The sequence below is a fragment of the Sphingobium sp. FG58 genome, from assembly GCF_057809055.1.
In genome coordinates this window covers 181,931-199,302 of record NZ_JBMDJF010000001.1, presented here as the reverse complement: position 1 = coordinate 199,302, position 17,372 = coordinate 181,931, and the positions used below count along the sequence as shown (strand labels likewise).

The 17,372-nt window shown below is 62.6% G+C and carries 19 protein-coding genes; 2 read left to right on the top strand and 17 right to left on the bottom strand.

Annotation, left to right across the window (positions count from 1 at the left end; translation table 11 throughout):
- Window positions 1–66: 66 nt before the first annotated feature.
- The 9 genes from ACODR8_RS01065 to ACODR8_RS01025 form a co-directional block, all read right to left on the bottom strand.
- On the bottom strand, window positions 67–1,416 hold the full coding sequence (locus tag ACODR8_RS01065) for an outer membrane protein assembly factor BamB family protein (protein ID WP_489005824.1): 1,350 nt from the start codon (window positions 1,414–1,416) through the stop codon (window positions 67–69).
- A 14-nt stretch (window positions 1,417–1,430) separates the two neighbouring features.
- On the bottom strand, window positions 1,431–2,129 hold the full coding sequence (locus tag ACODR8_RS01060) for a tetratricopeptide repeat protein (protein WP_489005823.1): 699 nt from the start codon (window positions 2,127–2,129) through the stop codon (window positions 1,431–1,433).
- Window positions 2,130–2,205: 76 nt separating this feature from the next.
- A complete protein-coding gene (gene panB, locus ACODR8_RS01055) occupies window positions 2,206–3,078 on the bottom strand; it encodes a 3-methyl-2-oxobutanoate hydroxymethyltransferase (RefSeq protein WP_489005592.1) in 873 nt (290 codons plus the stop codon).
- Between the two features lie 58 nt (window positions 3,079–3,136).
- A complete protein-coding gene (locus ACODR8_RS01050; protein ID WP_489005591.1) occupies window positions 3,137–3,472 on the bottom strand; it encodes a type II toxin-antitoxin system RelE/ParE family toxin in 336 nt (111 codons plus the stop codon).
- Window positions 3,465–3,746 (bottom strand): type II toxin-antitoxin system Phd/YefM family antitoxin, encoded by a 282-nt coding sequence (locus ACODR8_RS01045; protein ID WP_489005590.1) that lies wholly within the window; start codon window positions 3,744–3,746, stop codon window positions 3,465–3,467. Before ACODR8_RS01045 ends, ACODR8_RS01050 begins: the two co-directional genes overlap by 8 nt.
- A 110-nt stretch (window positions 3,747–3,856) precedes the next feature.
- The gene (locus ACODR8_RS01040) at window positions 3,857–6,313 is read right to left on the bottom strand and encodes a TonB-dependent receptor (RefSeq protein WP_489005589.1); all 2,457 of its coding nucleotides are present in this window, start codon (window positions 6,311–6,313) and stop codon (window positions 3,857–3,859) included.
- A gap of 163 nt (window positions 6,314–6,476) precedes the next feature.
- Window positions 6,477–6,665 carry a YezD family protein gene (locus tag ACODR8_RS01035; RefSeq protein WP_489005588.1) on the bottom strand — a complete coding sequence of 63 codons (189 nt, stop codon included), beginning with the start codon at window positions 6,663–6,665 and terminating at the stop codon, window positions 6,477–6,479.
- A 103-nt stretch (window positions 6,666–6,768) separates the two neighbouring features.
- The gene (locus tag ACODR8_RS01030) at window positions 6,769–7,437 is read right to left on the bottom strand and encodes an RBBP9/YdeN family alpha/beta hydrolase (protein WP_489005587.1); all 669 of its coding nucleotides are present in this window, start codon (window positions 7,435–7,437) and stop codon (window positions 6,769–6,771) included.
- Between the two features lie 154 nt (window positions 7,438–7,591).
- Entirely contained in the window at window positions 7,592–7,969 is a 378-nt protein-coding gene (locus ACODR8_RS01025) for a PRC-barrel domain-containing protein (RefSeq protein WP_489005586.1), read from the bottom strand.
- An 88-nt stretch (window positions 7,970–8,057) separates the two neighbouring features.
- On the opposite strand from ACODR8_RS01025, the gene ACODR8_RS01020 reads away from it, so the two are divergent.
- A complete protein-coding gene (locus ACODR8_RS01020; RefSeq protein ID WP_489005585.1) occupies window positions 8,058–8,489 on the top strand; it encodes an OsmC family protein in 432 nt (143 codons plus the stop codon).
- On the opposite strand, the gene ACODR8_RS01015 is transcribed toward ACODR8_RS01020, so the two are convergent.
- The 4 genes from ACODR8_RS01015 to ACODR8_RS01000 form a co-directional block, all read right to left on the bottom strand.
- The gene (locus ACODR8_RS01015; protein WP_489005584.1) at window positions 8,461–9,387 is read right to left on the bottom strand and encodes a DMT family transporter; all 927 of its coding nucleotides are present in this window, start codon (window positions 9,385–9,387) and stop codon (window positions 8,461–8,463) included. The two genes, ACODR8_RS01020 and ACODR8_RS01015, sit on opposite strands and share 29 nt — an antisense overlap.
- A 48-nt stretch (window positions 9,388–9,435) precedes the next feature.
- Window positions 9,436–10,254 (bottom strand): class I SAM-dependent methyltransferase, encoded by an 819-nt coding sequence (locus ACODR8_RS01010; protein WP_489005822.1) that lies wholly within the window; start codon window positions 10,252–10,254, stop codon window positions 9,436–9,438.
- A 289-nt stretch (window positions 10,255–10,543) separates the two neighbouring features.
- A complete protein-coding gene (locus ACODR8_RS01005) occupies window positions 10,544–12,073 on the bottom strand; it encodes a TadA family conjugal transfer-associated ATPase (RefSeq protein WP_294136861.1) in 1,530 nt (509 codons plus the stop codon).
- Entirely contained in the window at window positions 12,070–12,522 is a 453-nt protein-coding gene (locus ACODR8_RS01000) for a hypothetical protein (RefSeq protein ID WP_489005583.1), read from the bottom strand. The genes ACODR8_RS01005 and ACODR8_RS01000 overlap by 4 nt, the downstream gene beginning before the upstream one ends.
- A gap of 20 nt (window positions 12,523–12,542) precedes the next feature.
- Between ACODR8_RS01000 and ACODR8_RS00995 the strand changes: the two genes are divergently transcribed.
- Complete coding sequence (locus ACODR8_RS00995) at window positions 12,543–12,896, top strand: YciI family protein (RefSeq protein ID WP_489005582.1); 354 nt, start codon at window positions 12,543–12,545, stop codon at window positions 12,894–12,896.
- A gap of 78 nt (window positions 12,897–12,974) precedes the next feature.
- Here ACODR8_RS00995 and ACODR8_RS00990 read toward each other — a convergent pair whose 3' ends face one another.
- From ACODR8_RS00990 to atpA, 4 genes are all read right to left on the bottom strand, one after another.
- Complete coding sequence (locus tag ACODR8_RS00990; protein WP_006951519.1) at window positions 12,975–13,229, bottom strand: ATP synthase F1 subunit epsilon; 255 nt, start codon at window positions 13,227–13,229, stop codon at window positions 12,975–12,977.
- 114 nt (window positions 13,230–13,343) lie between these two features.
- Entirely contained in the window at window positions 13,344–14,789 is a 1,446-nt protein-coding gene (gene atpD / locus ACODR8_RS00985) for a F0F1 ATP synthase subunit beta (protein WP_119747278.1), read from the bottom strand.
- Window positions 14,790–14,813: 24 nt separating this feature from the next.
- Window positions 14,814–15,698, bottom strand: coding sequence for a F0F1 ATP synthase subunit gamma (locus tag ACODR8_RS00980; protein ID WP_489005581.1), 885 nt, complete (start codon window positions 15,696–15,698; stop codon window positions 14,814–14,816).
- Window positions 15,699–15,842: 144 nt separating this feature from the next.
- Window positions 15,843–17,372, bottom strand: coding sequence for a F0F1 ATP synthase subunit alpha (gene atpA, locus ACODR8_RS00975; RefSeq protein WP_294136855.1), 1,530 nt, complete (start codon window positions 17,370–17,372; stop codon window positions 15,843–15,845).

Here is a 17,372-nt window from a genome sequence, read left to right as displayed (position 1 = left end):
GTCCAGTCCGAATGGTGGAACTGGACACCCGCCTTCGCGGGAGCAGGCCTAGCATATTTGTTGCTCTTAGCGGAGTGCCGTCAATTTTCCATCATCGGCAAGCAGATAAAGCATGTTGTTGGCGACGATGGGCGAGAGCGACATGGAGCGATCCATGTCCACTTCGGCCTGCACGCTGCCATTGGTGGGATCGACATAGACCATCTGGCCGCGCGTGGACACGACGATCAGGCGATTGCCCGCCAGAACAGGGCCGGTCCAGCGGATCGCCTTGTCCTTCTTCTTTTCCTTCTGCCAGCGGCGCAGCTGGCTGACCCAGCGGATCTTGCCGGTGGCGCGCGCGACGCAGAGCAGGCGGGCGTCGCTGGTGACGACGAACACCCATTCGCCGACAACCGACGGGGTGGAGATGCCCGCAATGTTGATTTCCCACAGGCGCTGGCCGCTGGTCAGTTCATAGGAGGCCATGCGGCCGCCCTGACCGATCGCGAACACTCGGCCCCGGTCGATCACCGGGTCGGCATCGATGTCGGTCAGCGTCGCCACGGCGGTCGAAATGCTGGTGCGCGACAGCGCGTCGCCCCACAGGGTCCGGCCATTTTCATAGCGATAGGCGGTCAGTTCGCCGGAGCTATAGCCCGCGATCACCGTGCCTTGGGCGGCTGCGGGGGCGGCGACGCCGAACACGCCGGTCACCTGCAACGTGCCGCTGTCGGTCCACTGGGTTTCGCCATCGGACTGGTTGAGCGCGAAAATCTGGTTGTCCTGGCCCATCACATAGACATGGCCATTTTCCAGCGTCGGCGCGCCGCGCAGCGGCCCGGCCAGATGCTTCTTCCAGATGATGGCCCCGTCGGCGGTGTTGAGCGCGAATACGTCGCCCAGGCCCGTGCTGGCGAACACCCGGTCGCCCAATACGCTGACGCCGCCGCCGAAGAGCGAACGGCCATTGCCCTTGCCCTCGGCAGGCAGGCTGGTCTGCCACAATTTGCCGCCACTGGCTGCGTCGAATGCGATGACATGCGCGCCCGCGTCGGTCACGAACAGCTTGCCGCCCGACACGACTGGTGACGCGGCCAGGCGGGCCTGCGGCGAGCTGCCCTCGATCGAGGCGCTCCACACCTGCGTGGGTGATCCGCCCAGCGACACATTGCCCATCGCCTTGGACGGGTCGCCGCCCGGCTGCGCCCATTGTTCGTTGACATAGGGGGCGGGCAGGGCGACCGGCACGTCGGCCAGCGCGGGTTCAACCTCGACACCCTGTTCATTGTTCAGGATGGACACGCGGTTGCCCAGCACCGGGGTCTTGGGACCGCCCTTCTTGCCGCCGACGATGCCGCAGCCAGCGAGCAGCGCGATCATCAGGGTGAGCGTCACGGCGCGGCCAATGGGCGCTTTATTCTTCATGCTGTCCATTCCCATGCGCTCATTCATCCCTGTGCCGGATCAGCGGGCAATTCAACCGCGTCGATCCCCAATAAACCTGCCATCTGTCGCGCGCGTGAACGGATCGACTGAGGGACGTTGGCGTCCTTGGCGATTCCGGCGAACAGCGGCCCGGCGAGGTCATTCTTGCCCATCTTCATATAGGCGATGGCGACCAGTTCGCCCGCGCTGCCGAACCAGGGCGCACCCTCGATCGCCAGCGGTTTCAGGCGATCGACGATCTGCTGGGGCTTTAGCGTTTCAAATTGCAGCGCGGTCTGGCGGATCAGCGCCAGATCACGATAGGGCTGGTCCAGCCTGGTATCGGCGACCATCGCGCCATAGAGCGCGATCGCGCCCTTGGCGTCGCCCTTGCGGGATGCGGTGCCGGCCTGCACCAGCAGCGCCGAGGCGCGATAGCCCGGCTGGCTGGCCTTGGTCAGTGCGTCCAGCTGCTTGGCATCGGGCGTGCCGCCGCCGGTGGCGGTCGCCAGCACGGCGTCCATTTGTTCCGACACGGCTTCCGATTGGGTCTTGCTATGATGCTGCCAGTAGAGCCAGCCGCCAAAGGCCGCCAGGCCGACGACGACCGCAACCAGGATCCAGCGCCCATAGCGCTGCCACACGGTCAAAAGCTGGTCCTGACGGACCGCTTCATCGACTTCACGCATGAAGGCTTCGCTATTTTGCGGCGTCAGGGCCACGATATTCTCCGGGACATGGATCAGAAACAGATGGGCAGAAGGCGCGATCAATAGCGGCGCTTATGCCACAGGCAAATCACTTTTTCGGGCGATACACCTGTTCTTCGGTCGGAAAGCTGCGCGCCCGCACATCGGCGGCATAACGCTCCGCTGCGCTGGTGATGGTTTGCGCGATATTGTCGAAGCGTTTGACGAAGCGCGGCACCCGTTCGAACATGCCCAGCATGTCTTCGGTCACCAGCACCTGCCCGTCGCAATGGGCGGACGCGCCAATGCCGATCACCGGCACATCGACGCTGTCGGTGATGGCAACGGCAAGTTCCTCCATCACCCCCTCCAGCACCAGGGCAAAGGCACCCGCCTGCGCGACGGCACGGGCATCGGCCATGATCTTGGCATGTTCTTCCTGGCTCTTGCCCCGCGCGCCATAGCCGCCCAGCGCGTTGACCGCCTGCGGGGTCAGGCCGACATGGGCCATGACCGGGATGCCGCGCTGGCTGAGGAAAGCGATCGTTTCCGCCATCACCTGCCCACCCTCCAGCTTGACCGCCGCCGCGCCGGTTTCCGCCATGATGCGGCTGGCGCTGGCGAAGGCCTGTTGCGGCGAGGATTCATAGCTGCCGAACGGCATGTCGACCACGACGACGCTATGATAGCTGCCGCGCACCACCGCCGCGCCATGGGCGCACATCATGTCGAGCGTGACGGCGAGGGTGGAGGGCAGGCCGTAAATCACCTGCCCCAGCGAATCGCCGACCAGCAGCATGTCGCAATGCGGGTCGAGCAATTGCGCTTGTCGCGCGGTGTAGGCCGTCAGCATCACCAGCGGCTCTGCGGTTTTCCCCTCAAATTTGCGCCGCTGGATAGCAGGCACGGTCAGGCGCTTCATCGGCGCAGGGGTGGGCGTGGCGCGGCTGGTCGACGTGTCGAGCGTGAAGGTCGTGGACATGGGGGCGCTCTACCGCACCGTGGCGCGGGGCGCAAATGCCGGAGGGGCGGGGGTGGTCTTACTGGCCCAGCAGGCGCTGGCCCAGCAGTGCCTGCATGTCGCGACGACCATCGGCAATCATGAGGATCAACACGATGTCGTCCACGACGCTGTACAGGAGGCGATAGGGCGGATGGACAATTTGCCTGCACTCCTTGGTGCCGGAGGCCTCCAGTTCCTGCGGAATGGACCCACGCAGCGGATAGTGCCGCAACGCGAGAACACGCTCGTTCAATTGGCTCAGAAGTTCATCAGCCGCTTCGACGGATCGGACCTCTGCCATATAGGCGTGGATCGCGCGCAAATCGGCGTGCGCGGCCTTGGTCAGGATCACCCTGTAGGGCGCTTCAGTCATCTTCGGCGCGAGGCCGGGATTTCAGCTGTTCCACTGCTTGTTCCCAGGGGATGGTGCGACCGGCTCTTAAATCTTCCATTCCCAACGCCAATATCTTGAGCATCGCCAGTGTTTCCTGGGTCTTTTCATAATCGCGAATGTCCTGCACGATGGCCTTCGCTTCACCATTTTGGGTGAGGATCATCGGTTCGGCACCCTCGCTGAGGTCAGCAAGGATTTCGGCGGCATTTGCCTTGAAATAGCTGATCGGCTTGATCCGGGTGGAATAGCGCATGATGGTGATCCTCGATCAAATTCGGACCATATATAGTCTATGGCGCCCCACAACGCAAACGGGGCGGCATTGCTGCCGCCCCGCCGGGGGTGAGCTGGATAATTTGCGGATCAGAAGCTGAATTTGATCGTGCCGCCCCAGGTTTGCGGATCGCCGGGCTGGCCGGCGATCAGGCCGGTGTTGCCGGGTGCGACCTGCAGGGTTTCGATATAATCGACGTCGAGCGCGTTGCGGACCCAGCCAAACACATCGAACCCTTCGCCCCGGAAACCGGCGCGGAAGTTGGTCAGCGCATAGCCCTTCACATTGGTGTAGATCGAGGGTGAGGCATTGCTGTTCCAGTGCGAACGGTAGTTACCGTCCACGCCGAAATAGACTTGGCCCTCTTTCGCCAGCAGCGTCACCGGCTGGTTGATCTCCGCACCATAGGAGAAGGCCCATTTCGATACGCCCGGCAGATCGGCACCGGAAATGTCGCACTGGCGCGGGCTGAGCGCACCCGGCACGCCCGGCTGCGAATAGTCCGGCGTCGCATTGGCCGCCTGGAACGTGCCGCCCGACAATTCGGGCGGGCAGGGCGCGTCCACGAACTTCTTATATTTGGCGTCGGTATAGGCACCATTGGCATAGGCGGTGAAGCGATCGCTGGCGACGATCTTGAAATCCGCCTCGATACCCTGCGACCGGACCTTGCCCGCATTGGCGAGGTAGCCGCGCACCGTACCGAACTGGCCGCCATTCACCGTTGCCTGGAAATTCTTGATATCGGTGCGGAAGGCGGTGAGGTTGAAGGTCGCCCGGCGATCGAAAAACTGGGTCTTGAGGCCGATTTCATAATGGTTGACCGATTCCGGCTTCACCGTGCCTGCATCCAGATTTACGGTATTGTCGGCGTTGAGCGGCAAGCCATTCTGGTTGATCCCCAGCGTCTTGAAGCTCTTGGCATAGGTCGCATAGGCCAGCACGTCGCGGGCGATCTTGTAATTGATGTTGAAGTCGTAGGTGAAGTTCCATGCGCTGTCGGACGGCGCACTGATCTGGGGCTGATAGATGCCGCACTGGGCGGCCAGCGTCGATCCGGCGGCAGGGGTGGGGGTGCAACTGATGACCTGGCCCGCGCCGTTGGTTACCACGCGCTGATAGAAGCCGGACTTCTTGTCATAATTGACCCGCGCGCCCGGCTGGATGGTCAGGGCGTCGGTGATTTTCCAGCTGACCTGTCCGAACAGCGCCGCGCTGTCGGCCTTGAGATACTGGGTGTTGCTGGCGGTCAGGCCCTGAAGGATGGCCGGGTTGGTCGCCTGCGTACCGGTCAGGCTCCAGCGGCTGGCATCGGCACCCTGCTGTTCGGTGCCTTGGGTGTCGATCCGCTGCTTGAAGCCGAACAGGCCCAGCACGAAATCGACATCCTGGCTTTCGTAATTATAGCGGAATTCCTGGCTATACTGGTCCTGCTGCGAGGGGTTTTGCGATTTCGAGACGATCGACAGGCCGGTAAAATCGCGGTCATTTTCCGGCTTCCAGTCCCAGAAACGCCAGGCGGTGACCGACGTCAGCGTGCCGGGGCCGACATTCCATTTGATCTTGGCCGATACGCCGCCAATCTTGTTGCCCGCGTTCAGACTGGAGTCGAGATCGGTCCGGCGGTCATAGACATTGCGGCTGGCCGCGTAGTTGCGACCGGGATTGGCGGCGTTGACCGCAGCGACCAGCGCGTCATATTGGCGGGTCAGCGCGCGCTGCGTGCGCCCGACGCGGACGAAGGCGGTGCCGCAGCATTCAGGATCCTGCTTGCTGTAATCCCCCGACAGGGTGATGCTGAAATCTTCACTCGGCTTGAACAGCAACTGGCCACGAATGCCCAGATTGTCCTGCTCGTTGATCCAGCGATCGCTGGTGGTGTTGAACAGGGTGCCGCGACGGCTGGTCGATGCCATGGCGATGCGCACGGCGACCGTGTCGGACAGAGGACCGGAAACAGCGGCCTTTGCCTGTTTGAGGTTGAGGTTGCCGACGGTCAGTTCGGCGCGGCCCTCAAAATTGAAGGTCGGCTGGTTGGTCGTGATGTTGATCGCGCCTGCCGTGGTGTTCTTGCCATAAAGCGTACCCTGTGGCCCGCGCAGCACTTCGACCTGCGCGACGTCGAGGAAGTCGAAGGTCGCGGCGGCAACGCGGCTGTTATAAACGTCGTCGACATAGATGCCGACGCCCTGTTCAAAGCCGTCGCTGGTGAGGCCGAATGGCACGCCAAGGCCACGAATGTTGACCGACGTGTTGCGCGGGTTGGTCGTATAGACCTGCAGCGTCGGTGCGAGCTGTTGCAGCTTGACGATGTTGAAATTGCCGGTCGCTTCAATGCTGTCGCCACGAACCACGGAAATGGCCAGCGGCACTTCCTGCGCGGTTTCCTGACGGCGGCGGGCGGTCACGACGATGACGTCGCTGCGCGGGTTCTGCGTTTCGGCGGCCGGGTCGACCGGCTGCGGCGTGGCGTCCTGCGCAAAGGCGGCAGGCGTGATGAAGGAAGCGCTTGCCACGCTGGCAAGCAACAGAAAACGCGCAATCATATTGGTCCCCTTTTTCCGGCGGTCCGGTGTTTAGTCGATCGCGGCGTTTCCGGTGGTCCGGTCAAAGCCTGTACTCTTTAGGGTGACGCTCAATAGTGCGGCTCACCCCCTTGCCGCATGGGTCATGGCGACCCGGTAGCCCCGTGTTGCGCGCCTTCCGCTGTCAGCTGGTCAGGCGCGTCTTTTCGGTGACATCGATCTGGACCACGCGGGCGTCATGGACGGTCAGCGTGATCGATCCGAATTTCAAACCCGCCAGCACGCCGCGCACCTTGTCGATGCTGATCGTGATGTCGGACCGTTGTGTGTCGGTGCGGCCGTTGCGGAAGTCAGTTGGTCTTGTGTCTGTCATGCGTAACCTCTTTCCGCACATTATCTCAACTAGATTGATAGACAAAAAAGTAAATATAAGGGGCGCTCAAGTTTCTCTTGTCGCGCCCCTTGGGGTTCAAAGATCACAAATGGGCGCGAAGGCCCGCAGAGGTCAGCGTCTGCCGCGCCAGCGGAATGGCGGGACGGGACTGGCGCATGGCCGATACCTGTTCCTGCGCATTGTCGATCAGCCGTTCGAGCAGCCCCTGCCCAAAACTCCATTCGCCAAGGCCCGAATCGGCGTTGATATGGCCGACATGGCCCGCATCCACAAATTCGCTGCCCCAATATTTGCCGATGCTGTGGGCGCGCTCGAAGAAGATATAAGGGTCGTCCCGGCTGGCCACCAGGATGGACGGGAAGGGCAGCGGCGCGCGTGGAGTAGGGCCAAAGCCGCCGATCGTTTCGGGCGTTTCCATCCGGTCGCAATCGGGCGGCGCAACCAGCAGCGCGCCGGTTACGGGCCAGCCATAGGCCTGGCTCTGCAACGCGCCCCACCAGGCGACGGCCATGCAGCCCAGACTGTGTGCGGCCAGGATGACCGGGCCGTTGGCGGCGCGGATCGCTGCGTCCAGCCGCGTGACCCAGGCATTGCGGTTGGGGCTGGCCCAGCTGCCCAGATCAACCCGTTCGCAATCGCCGCGTGTTTCCTCCCACAGGCTTTGCCAATGGCCCGGCCCGCTATTGTTCAGGCCAGGGATGGTCAGCACGACCGGCTGGCGCGTGTCACCCGAAAATCCGAATCGCTCCATGGTCTGATCCTCATCCTGTCTATCCAGGACATGAGGATAATTCTATTCTTATGGTAGACAATGGGCAAGCGACAAAATGTGTCGAAATCTGGGCGACCGGAAGGCGGGGGCGGGCAGGCGGCTCTGATGCTGCCACCCGTCCGCCCGCCAGCCCCTACCAGGGGTAGATCAGACCATAATATTGATAGACGTTGCGGCCATAGCCATCGTCATAATCGGGGCGTTCGTCGGCCATGTGGCGCGGGGCTTCCTCCAGCACCTTGCGGTCGAGTTCGACCACATAGCCGCCCTGCTGCGTGTCATAGTTCAGCATCGACCAGGGCAGGGGATAATGGTCATGCCCCATCCCCAGAAAGCCGCCAAAGGACAATACCGCATAACGGACCTGCCCTGACGCCTTGTCGACCATGAAGTTGGAGATTTTGCCAAGCTTTTCGCCCTGCCGGTTATAGACGGCAGTACCCTCTACCCGGTCCGACGCGATCAGTTCGCTATGTTTGGCTCCATGATTTGTCATTGCCATGTCAGACATTGTCACTCTCCTGCACAAGAAGGATCATAAGGATGCAACCACGGGGGTGCCTGCGGGTTCCTTGTCGGCAAGAGCAGGAGATAGAGTCATGAAGATCAATCGCAGTGGATCAGCAGTATGGAGCGGCGGGCTGAAGGACGGCAAGGGCGCGATATCGACCCAGAGCGGCGCGCTGGACGCCTATCCCTATGGATTTGCTACCCGTTTTGAAGGTGTGCCGGGCAGCAACCCCGAAGAACTGATCGCCGCGGCCCACGCCTCCTGCTTCACCATGGCGCTGTCGCTGATCCTGGGTGAAGCCGGGCTGACCGCATCCAAGATGGATACGAAGGCGGTCGTCACGCTGGAAAAGCTGGACGATGGATTTGCCGTCACCGCCAGCCATCTGACGCTCAAGGCGAGCATCCCCGGCGTGGATGATGCGACATTTCAGGATCTGGCGGCAAAGGCCAAGGCCAATTGCCCCATTTCCAAATTGCTGAAGGCCGACATCAGTCTGGATGCAGAGCTGATGTCGTAGGCACCGCCGCTTTGCCGCGGACATGTTCGCGCCAGGCAATATAGAGACCGCTGGCGATGATCAGGCTTGCCCCGATCCAGGTCGTCGCCAGCGGCCATGGCTCGCCGATGGCAAGGCCCAGCAGCGTCGTCCAGATGATCGTGCTATAATCCATCGGCAGTACGACGGAGACTGGCGCCCAGCGCAGCGCCGCCGTCAGGCAAATCTGGGCGATGCCGCCGAACAGGCCGATCAGCAGCAACAGACCCCATGTGACCGGATCATGCATCTGCGCGAAGAAGGGCATGGCGATGCCCAGCGGGATCATCGACAGCGCGCTGAACCAGAACACGACCACGCCCGCGCTTTCGGTACGGCCCAGTTCGCGCAGCACCAGGCTGACGCTGGCCGTTACGAAGGCGGCGCCGATGGCGACCGCGACGCCTAGTAGCGGGAAATGGCCGGCATCGGGCCGGACTATCACCAGCACCCCGGCAAAGCCGATCAGCACGGCGGCCCAGCGATGGATGCCCGTCGCCTCCCGCAGGATCAGCGCCGACAGGATCGTGCCGAAAATTGGCATGGTAAAGCCGATCGTTGCGGCTTCGGCGGGTAGCAACAGGATATAGGACAGGAAATTGAGCAACATACCGGTCAGCCCCAGCATCATCCGGCTGGCATGGACGCGGATGCGGTTGGTGCGCACGGTGCGCAGTCCATCGGCCATCGCCACCCAGCCCAGCACGAAGGGCAGGGCGAGCGCCTGGCGATAGAACAGCGATTCGACGACATGGACGCCCCGTCCATCGACCACCCGCACGGTCACGAACATGATCGACAGGCAGACCACAGCAGCCAGCCGCAGCCCGATGGCAAAAAGCGGCCGATGCAGTCGGGGCTGGGGCGGGGACGGCGTCACCGCTCCGCCTTAGCCCGGTTGCGCCGTGGCGCAACCGGTTAGGGTCTATTACAGCGGCTTGATGAATTTGAGCGTCATGCGGTCGCTCTCGCCAATGGCCAGATATTTGTCGCGATCGACATCCTTCTGGTTCAGCGTCGGGGGCAGGGTCCATACGCCCTTGGCCCAATCCGCAGTATCCTTGGGATTGGCGTTCACTTCCGACGCGCCGACATAGGTGAAACCGGCGGCCTCAGCGATGCGGCGGATGGTCGAGACTTTGAGGTAGCCGCTCGTCTTTTCCAGCGCGCTGTCGCGGGTTTCGGGCAGGCGATGATCGACCACGCCCAGCGTGCCGCCGGGCTTGAGCATGGCGAAGAAGGCCGCAAAGGTCGCCGCCTCCGTCCCGCCCATCACCATATTATGGACATTGCGGAAGGTCAGCACCGTGTCCACGCTGTTGGCGGGGATCGTCGCGGTCGCTTCGGGATAGGCGACCACCGTCACCTTGTCATAGACGGCGGGTTTGGCGGCCAGGAATGTCTTGTAGCCGTCCAGATAGCGGCCGGTGGGTTGCAGCGCGTAGAATTTGCCCTGATCACGCAGCAGGGGCGCGAGTATTTCGGTGTACCAGCCACCGCTGGGCGCATATTCCACCACTGTCTGGGTCGGCGTCACACCGAAAAAGGCCAATGTTTCGGCCGGGTGGCGATATTTGTCGCGCAGGACATTGGTTGGCGTGCGACTGGACGCGGCGACGGCGGTGGCAATCGGGTCTGCCGCCTTGTGCGCGGCATGATCGCCATGGCCGGCATGTTGGGCCAGCAAGGGCAAAGCGGGCAGGGCAAGGCCGGTCAGCAGCAGTCCGGCACGGGCGAGACGGTTCATCGGCAGTCCTCTCATGATAGGTCAGGAGAGGGGTGTGCCGGTCGTAGCGAGTGGAAGCAAGGGGCTGGAGGGGAAATCCCCACCAGCCATGTTTTCTTATACCAACCTGCGATGATCTGGAGCAGTAGGACTCCTCCCCCTTGAGGGGGAGGTTGGGTGGGGGTGTGCTGTGGCCAGCGTGGACGCTCGGCTTCGCCTCGTTCCCCCTCCCCTTGATTGGAGGCGCGTGACTCCAATCAACCCTCCCCGCCGGGGAGGGGAGATGAGTCACAATCAACGTGATTTGGTTTTACAGGCAGGCTTCCAGGAAAGGCTGGTCGAAGCCGAACATGCGCGCCTTGTCCAGCGTGTAGGGACGCAGGCCCATCGACCGATATTCGCCGACGATCTTGCCGCTGTCATCCTCGTCATGATATTCGAACTTGAACAATTCCTGGGTGACGATGACGTCGCCTTCCATGCCGATCACCTCGGTCACGTTGGTGATGCGGCGCGAACCGTCGCGCAGACGCTTGACCTGGATGATCAGATCGACCGAGTCGGCGATCTGCTTGGAAATGGCTTCCTTGGGGATTTTAATGTCCCCCATCAGGATCATATTTTCCATACGGCCCAGGCACTCACGCGGGCTGTTGGCGTGGAGCGTACACATGGAGCCGTCATGGCCCGTATTCATCGCGGCGAGCAGATCGAAACATTCCGCGCCACGAATTTCGCCCAGGATGATCCGATCCGGGCGCATACGCAGGGCGTTCTTGACCAGATCGCCGATGGTGATGGCACCATTGCCCTCCAGATTGGCCGGGCGGGTTTCCAGCGGCAGCCAGTGCGGCTGTTGCAACCGCAATTCGGCGGCGTCCTCGATCGTCAGCACGCGCTCACCCGGATCGATCATCTTCGACAGGGCATTGAGCATCGTCGTCTTGCCCGAACCGGTGCCGCCCGAAATGACGATGTTGAAACGGCAGGCGCCAGCGATCTTGAGCGCGGTCGCCATCTTGGGGCTCATCGCGCCCCATTGGGCCAGCATGTCGATGGTGATCGGCTTGGCCGAAAATTTACGAATCGAGATGGCGGTGCCGCGCAAGGACAGCGGCGGCACGATGACGTTGACGCGGCTGCCGTCGGGCAGGCGGGCGTCGGCCAGCGGCGTGGTCTGGTCGACGCGGCGGCCGACCTTGCTGACGATCCGCTGCGCGATCTGGAACAGATGCTCCTCGTCCCGAAACTTGATCGGGGCAATCATCAGCTTGCCCTTTTTTTCGATATAGGTCTGGTCCGGGCCGTTGACCATGATGTCGGTCACGTCCGGGTCGGACAGCAATTCTTCCAGCGGCCCCAGGCCCAGCAATTCGTCGACCAGCACTTTTTCCAGCGCGAACTGTTCGCGCCGGTTGAGGGTCAGCTTCAGCTCCGCCAGCACTTCCATGATGATCGGGCGGAATTCCTCGGCCAGTTCATCCTTGGTCAGGGTGGCGGCGGCTTCAGGATCGACGCGCTCCAGCAGGCGGGGAAGCACCTGTTCCTTGATCTTGTGGACGCTGGCTTCAAAGCCCTGCGGCCCCGCGTCAGCCACATGCTCGTGATTGGCGCGGTCGGACAGGCGCTGGATCGCGTCGGCATTGCGCTGCATCTGGCTGGTCGGCGCGGTGAGCGGATCGAAGCTGGTTTCGCCGGGCAGGGCTGCGATATCGAGCGGGGGGAACTGGTCACCGCCGCGCGGTTCGTCCTTGGGCGCGCTTCCGCCCTGCATCGGCCGGGCGACGCCAAAGCCGGGCTTGATGCCAGCAGGTCCATTTTTCCGTCCAAAGGCGCTCATAGCTCTCCGCCAGTAATTCGCGATCGAAGCCGCCCGAAAGAAGGCCGATCAGATAGGGCTTGGGAAGGTGAATAAGATGGAAACTTTGACAAATGGCTAATGGCCCGGCGACGGATCAGCAGCGCCAGCCCCAACAGCGCGATCAGGCTGATCGCCGCGCCGACTTTTTCCTGCCACAGCCGCACCCGTTCGATGCGATAGGTGCCGGGCCGGGCGTAAAAGCGGATCAGCGGGCCGTGGCTCGCGAGCGAAGCGTCGAATCCTGCGGGCAGATATTCCGGCGCGTCGGGCTGGTGCCGATCGATCCGAGCATAATCGACCGGCATGTGCAGCAGGGCGCTAGCGATAAGGCCGGTGAGCAGCTCGCGATGATGCGGCGGCGCGGCAATCGGCGATTGATGATGCGTAAAAATTGTTGCGGCCCGTCCGCCGATTGCGGAGACTGACATGAGCGATCGGGAGGCAAGCAATGCGTGTGATGGTGCTGGTGAAGGCGACGCCGGATAGCGAAACCGGCCTGTTCCCCGAACCCTGGACGAGCGAGATGATGGCGGCGATGGGTCGCTATAATGACGCCTTGCGCGACGCTGGCATATGGGTTGCCGCCGATGGCCTGACCCCCACGTCGCAGGGCAAGCGGATCGCGTTCGACGGCGTGGACCGCATGGTGATCGACGGGCCGTTCCTGCCCAGCCGCGATCAGGTGGCCGGTTTCTGGCTCTGGAATGTCGCGGACATGGACGAAGCGGTCGCCTGGGCCAAGCGTTGCCCCAACCCGATGCCCGGACCCAGCGAAATCGAAATCCGGCCCTTTTACGAGTGACCTTCCAACAAAAAGGGGCGCTGTCGAGCGCCCCTCTGGATGACCGTGCCGCGTCGGGCCGGTAGTCAGGTGCCGTGATCAGCCGGCTTTTTCGGCCAGGACCGTCAGACCCTTTTCATTGACCTCGGCAAAGCCGCCTTCGACCGGGATGATTTCCGGCGTGGAGCCTGCGGTCGCGTAGATCTGGATGCTGCCGTCGCGCACGGTCGACATGAAGGGGGCATGACCCTCCAGCACGCCGAAGTCGCCATCGGTGCCGGGCACCACGACCTGATAGACATCCTCCGACCGGAAGAGCTTTTCGGGGGTCACGAGTTCAAAATGCAGTGCCATTTTTCTTACTCCCCCCTCCCTTTAGGGAGGGGTCGGGGGAGGGGATGTTGGTCAGGGATCGCCCATGACAGGCCCTCCCCTAACCCCTCCCGCAAGCGGGAGGGGAATTTGGATTTACGCCGCTTCGGCAGCCAGCTTCTTGGCCTTTTCGATGGCCTCGTCGATGCCGCCGACCATGTAGAAGGCGTTTTCGGGCAGATGGTCATATTCGCCATCGACCACCGCCTTGAACGATTTGACCGTGTCCTCGACCGCCACGAACTTGCCGCTGATGCCGGTAAAGACTTCGGCGACGTGGAAGGGCTGCGACAGGAACTTCTGGATCTTGCGCGCGCGGGCGACGGTCAGCTTATCCTCTTCGGACAGCTCGTCCATGCCCAGAATGGCGATGATGTCCTGCAGCGACTTGTACTTTTGCAGGATCGACTGGACCGCGCGGGCGGTGTCATAATGTTCCTGGCCCACGGTGCGCGGCTCCAGCACGCGGCTGGTGGAGTCGAGCGGATCGACCGCCGGGTAGATGCCCAGCTCCGAAATGGCGCGGTTGAGAACGGTCGTCGCATCAAGATGCGCGAACGAGGTCGCGGGCGCCGGATCGGTCAAATCGTCCGCGGGGACGTACACGGCCTGCACCGAGGTGATCGACCCCTTGTTGGTGGAGGTGATGCGTTCCTGCAACTGGCCCATGTCGGTCGACAGGGTCGGCTGATAGCCCACGGCCGAAGGAATACGGCCGAGCAGAGCGGACACTTCCGCACCTGCCTGGGTGAAGCGGAAGATGTTGTCGACGAAGAACAGCACGTCCTGATTTTCGACGTCGCGGAAATATTCCGCGATGGTCAGACCCGACAGGGCGACGCGGGCGCGCGCGCCCGGCGGCTCGTTCATCTGGCCGTAAACGAGGGCAACCTTGGAGCCTTCGGAGATGGCATTGCCGTCGGCATCCTTGGCGATGACGCCCGCGTCGAGGAATTCGTGATAGAGATCGTTGCCCTCGCGGGTCCGCTCACCCACGCCTGCGAACACCGACGTGCCGCCATGGCCCTTGGCGATGTTGTTGATCAGTTCCTGAATGAGAACCGTCTTGCCGACGCCCGCGCCGCCGAACAGGCCGATCTTGCCGCCCTTCGCGTAAGGGGCGAGAAGGTCGATGACCTTGATGCCGGTGACCAGGATCGAGCTTTCGGTCGACTGATCGACGAACTCAGGCGCCTTGGCATGGATCGGCGAGCGCATTTCGGTCGCGACCGGGCCGCGCTCGTCAATGGGTTCGCCAACGACGTTCAGGATGCGGCCGAGCGTGGCGGGGCCGACGGGGACGCTGATCTGCGCGCCGGTGTCGGTCACTTCCTGGCCACGGGTCAGACCTTCGGTCGAATCCATCGCGATGGTGCGGACGGTGTTTTCACCCAGATGCTGGGCGACTTCCAGCACCAGGCGCTGGCCGTTATTGCTGGTTTCCAGCGCCGAAAGAATGAACGGGAGCGCATCGGGGAAGGTCACGTCGACGACAGCGCCGATGACCTGCGAAATGCGGCCTACATTGTTGGTGGTTGCCATGACTGCTTCCTTGCGTGCGTGTGCTTAGAGGGCTTCAGCGCCCGAAATGATTTCAACGAGTTCGGTGGTGATCGCGGCCTGGCGGCTGCGGTTATACTGGATCGTCAGCTTGTTGATCAGGTCGCCTGCGTTGCGCGTGGCGTTGTCCATCGCGGTCATCGACGCGCCCTGTTCGGATGCGTTATTCTCCAGCAGCGCCTTGAACAGCTGGATCGCGACGTTGCGCGGCAGCAGGTCGTCCAGGATCCCTTCCTCGCTCGGTTCATATTCGACCGTCGCAGCGATGGCGTTGCGGTCAGCGTCAGCGGGGATCTTGACCGGGATGATCTGCTGTTCGGTCGGGATCTGCGCCAGCGCCGACTTGAAGCGCGAGTAGAAGAGGTGCGCGACGTCGAACTTGCCGTTCAGATACATGTCCGTCAGCTCGCCCGCGATGGCGTGCGCCTGATCATAGCCGGGCTGCTTCGCGCCGGTCGTGTCATATTGGGCGACGATCTGGCCGGGATACATGCGGTTGATCACCGGACGGCCCTTGCGACCGATCAGGTAGAATTTCACCGTCTTGCCCTGCTCGATCAGCTCATCAGCCTTGGCGCGCGCGGCCTTGACGATGTTGGCGTTGAACGCGCCAGCAAGGCCACGGTCGGAGTTGGCGACGACCAGCAGATGCACGTCATCCTTGCCGGTGCCAGCCAGCAGCGGCGATGCGCCTTCGCCCGAACCGCCCGCAATTTTCGAGGCGAGCGAGGCGACGACGGCTTCCAGACGGCTGCTATAGGGGCGCGCGGCTTCCGCTGCGGCTTGCGCCTTGCGCAGCTTCGCGGCGGCGACCATCTGCTTCGCCTTGGTGATCTTCTGGGTCGATTTGACCGACCCGATGCGGATCTTCAGTTCTTTGAGGCTAGCCATCTCAATCCCGTGTTTCCCTCTCCCTTGAGGGAGAGGTAGTGAAACTTGGCGGCTTGCCGCCTAGTTGAACTAGGAGAGGGTGGTCCGCCCCATCGGCGTCGCACACCCTCACCCAACCCTCTCCCTCAAGGGAGAGGGCTTATGTTACGCGAACGTCTTGCCGAAGCTGTCGAGCGCGGCCTTCAGCTTGCCCTTGGCGTCGTCGCCCAGATCCTTGGTGTCGCGGATCGTGGTCAGCACGTCGGCATGATCGTGGCGCAGATAGGCCAGCATCAGCTCTTCGTAGCGGGTCACGTCCTTGACAGCGACGCTGTCGAGATAGCCGTTGGTGCCAGCGAAGATCGACGCGGTCTGCTCTTCGAAGGGCAGGGGCGAGAATTGCGCCTGCTTGAGCAGTTCGGTCAGGCGCGCACCACGGTTCAGCAGCTTCTGGGTCGATGCGTCGAGGTCAGACCCGAACTGGGCGAAGGCCGCCATTTCGCGATACTGGGCCAGCTCCAGCTTGATCGAGCCGGACACCTTCTTCATCGCCTTGGTCTGCGCGGCGGAACCGACGCGCGACACCGAGAGACCGACGTTGATGGCCGGACGGATGCCCTGGTAGAAGAGGTTGGTTTCCAGGAAGATCTGGCCGTCGGTGATCGAGATCACGTTGGTCGGGATATAGGCCGACACGTCGCCCGCCTGGGTTTCGATGATCGGCAGCGCGGTCAGCGAACCGGAGCCATTGTCGCTGTTCATCTTGGCCGCGCGCTCCAGCAGGCGGCTGTGCAGATAGAACACGTCGCCCGGATAGGCTTCACGGCCCGGAGGACGACGCAGCAGCAGCGACATCTGGCGATAGGCCACGGCCTGCTTGGAGAGATCGTCATAGACGATGACCGCGTGCATGCCATTGTCGCGGAAATACTCGCCCATGGTCACGCCGGTGTAGGGCGCGAGATACTGGAGCGGGGCGGGCTCCGAAGCGGTCGCGGCGACGACGATCGAATATTCCATCGCGCCATTTTCTTCGAGCTGCTTGACGATCTGCGCGACGGTCGAGCGCTTCTGGCCGATCGCGACATAGATGCAGTAGAGCTTCTTGCTCTCGTCATCGCCAGCGTTTGCGGCCTTCTGGTTGATGAACGTGTCGATCGCGACGGCGGTCTTGCCGGTCTGGCGATCGCCGATGATCAGTTCGCGCTGGCCACGGCCGACGGGGACGAGCGTGTCGATCGCCTTCAGGCCGGTCTGCACGGGTTCGTGGACCGAGGTGCGCGGGATGATGCCGGGCGCCTTGCGCTCGACGCGCATACGCTGGTCGGATACGATCGGACCCTTGCCGTCGATGGGATTGCCAAGGCCATCCACGACGCGACCCAGCAGACCCTTGCCGACGGGAACGTCGACGATGGTGCCGGTGCGCTTGACGGTGTCGCCTTCCTTGATCTCGCTGTCCGAGCCAAAGATCACGACGCCGACATTGTCGGCTTCCAGGTTCAGCGCCATGCCCTGGATCCCGTTGGCGAATTCGACCATTTCGCCCGCCTGGACGTTGTCGAGGCCGTGGACGCGGGCGATGCCGTCACCCACGGTCAGCACGGAACCGACTTCGCTAACCTGCGCTTCGGTGCCGAAATTGGCGATCTGGTCCTTGATGACCTTCGAAATTTCTGCGGCGTTGATATCCAT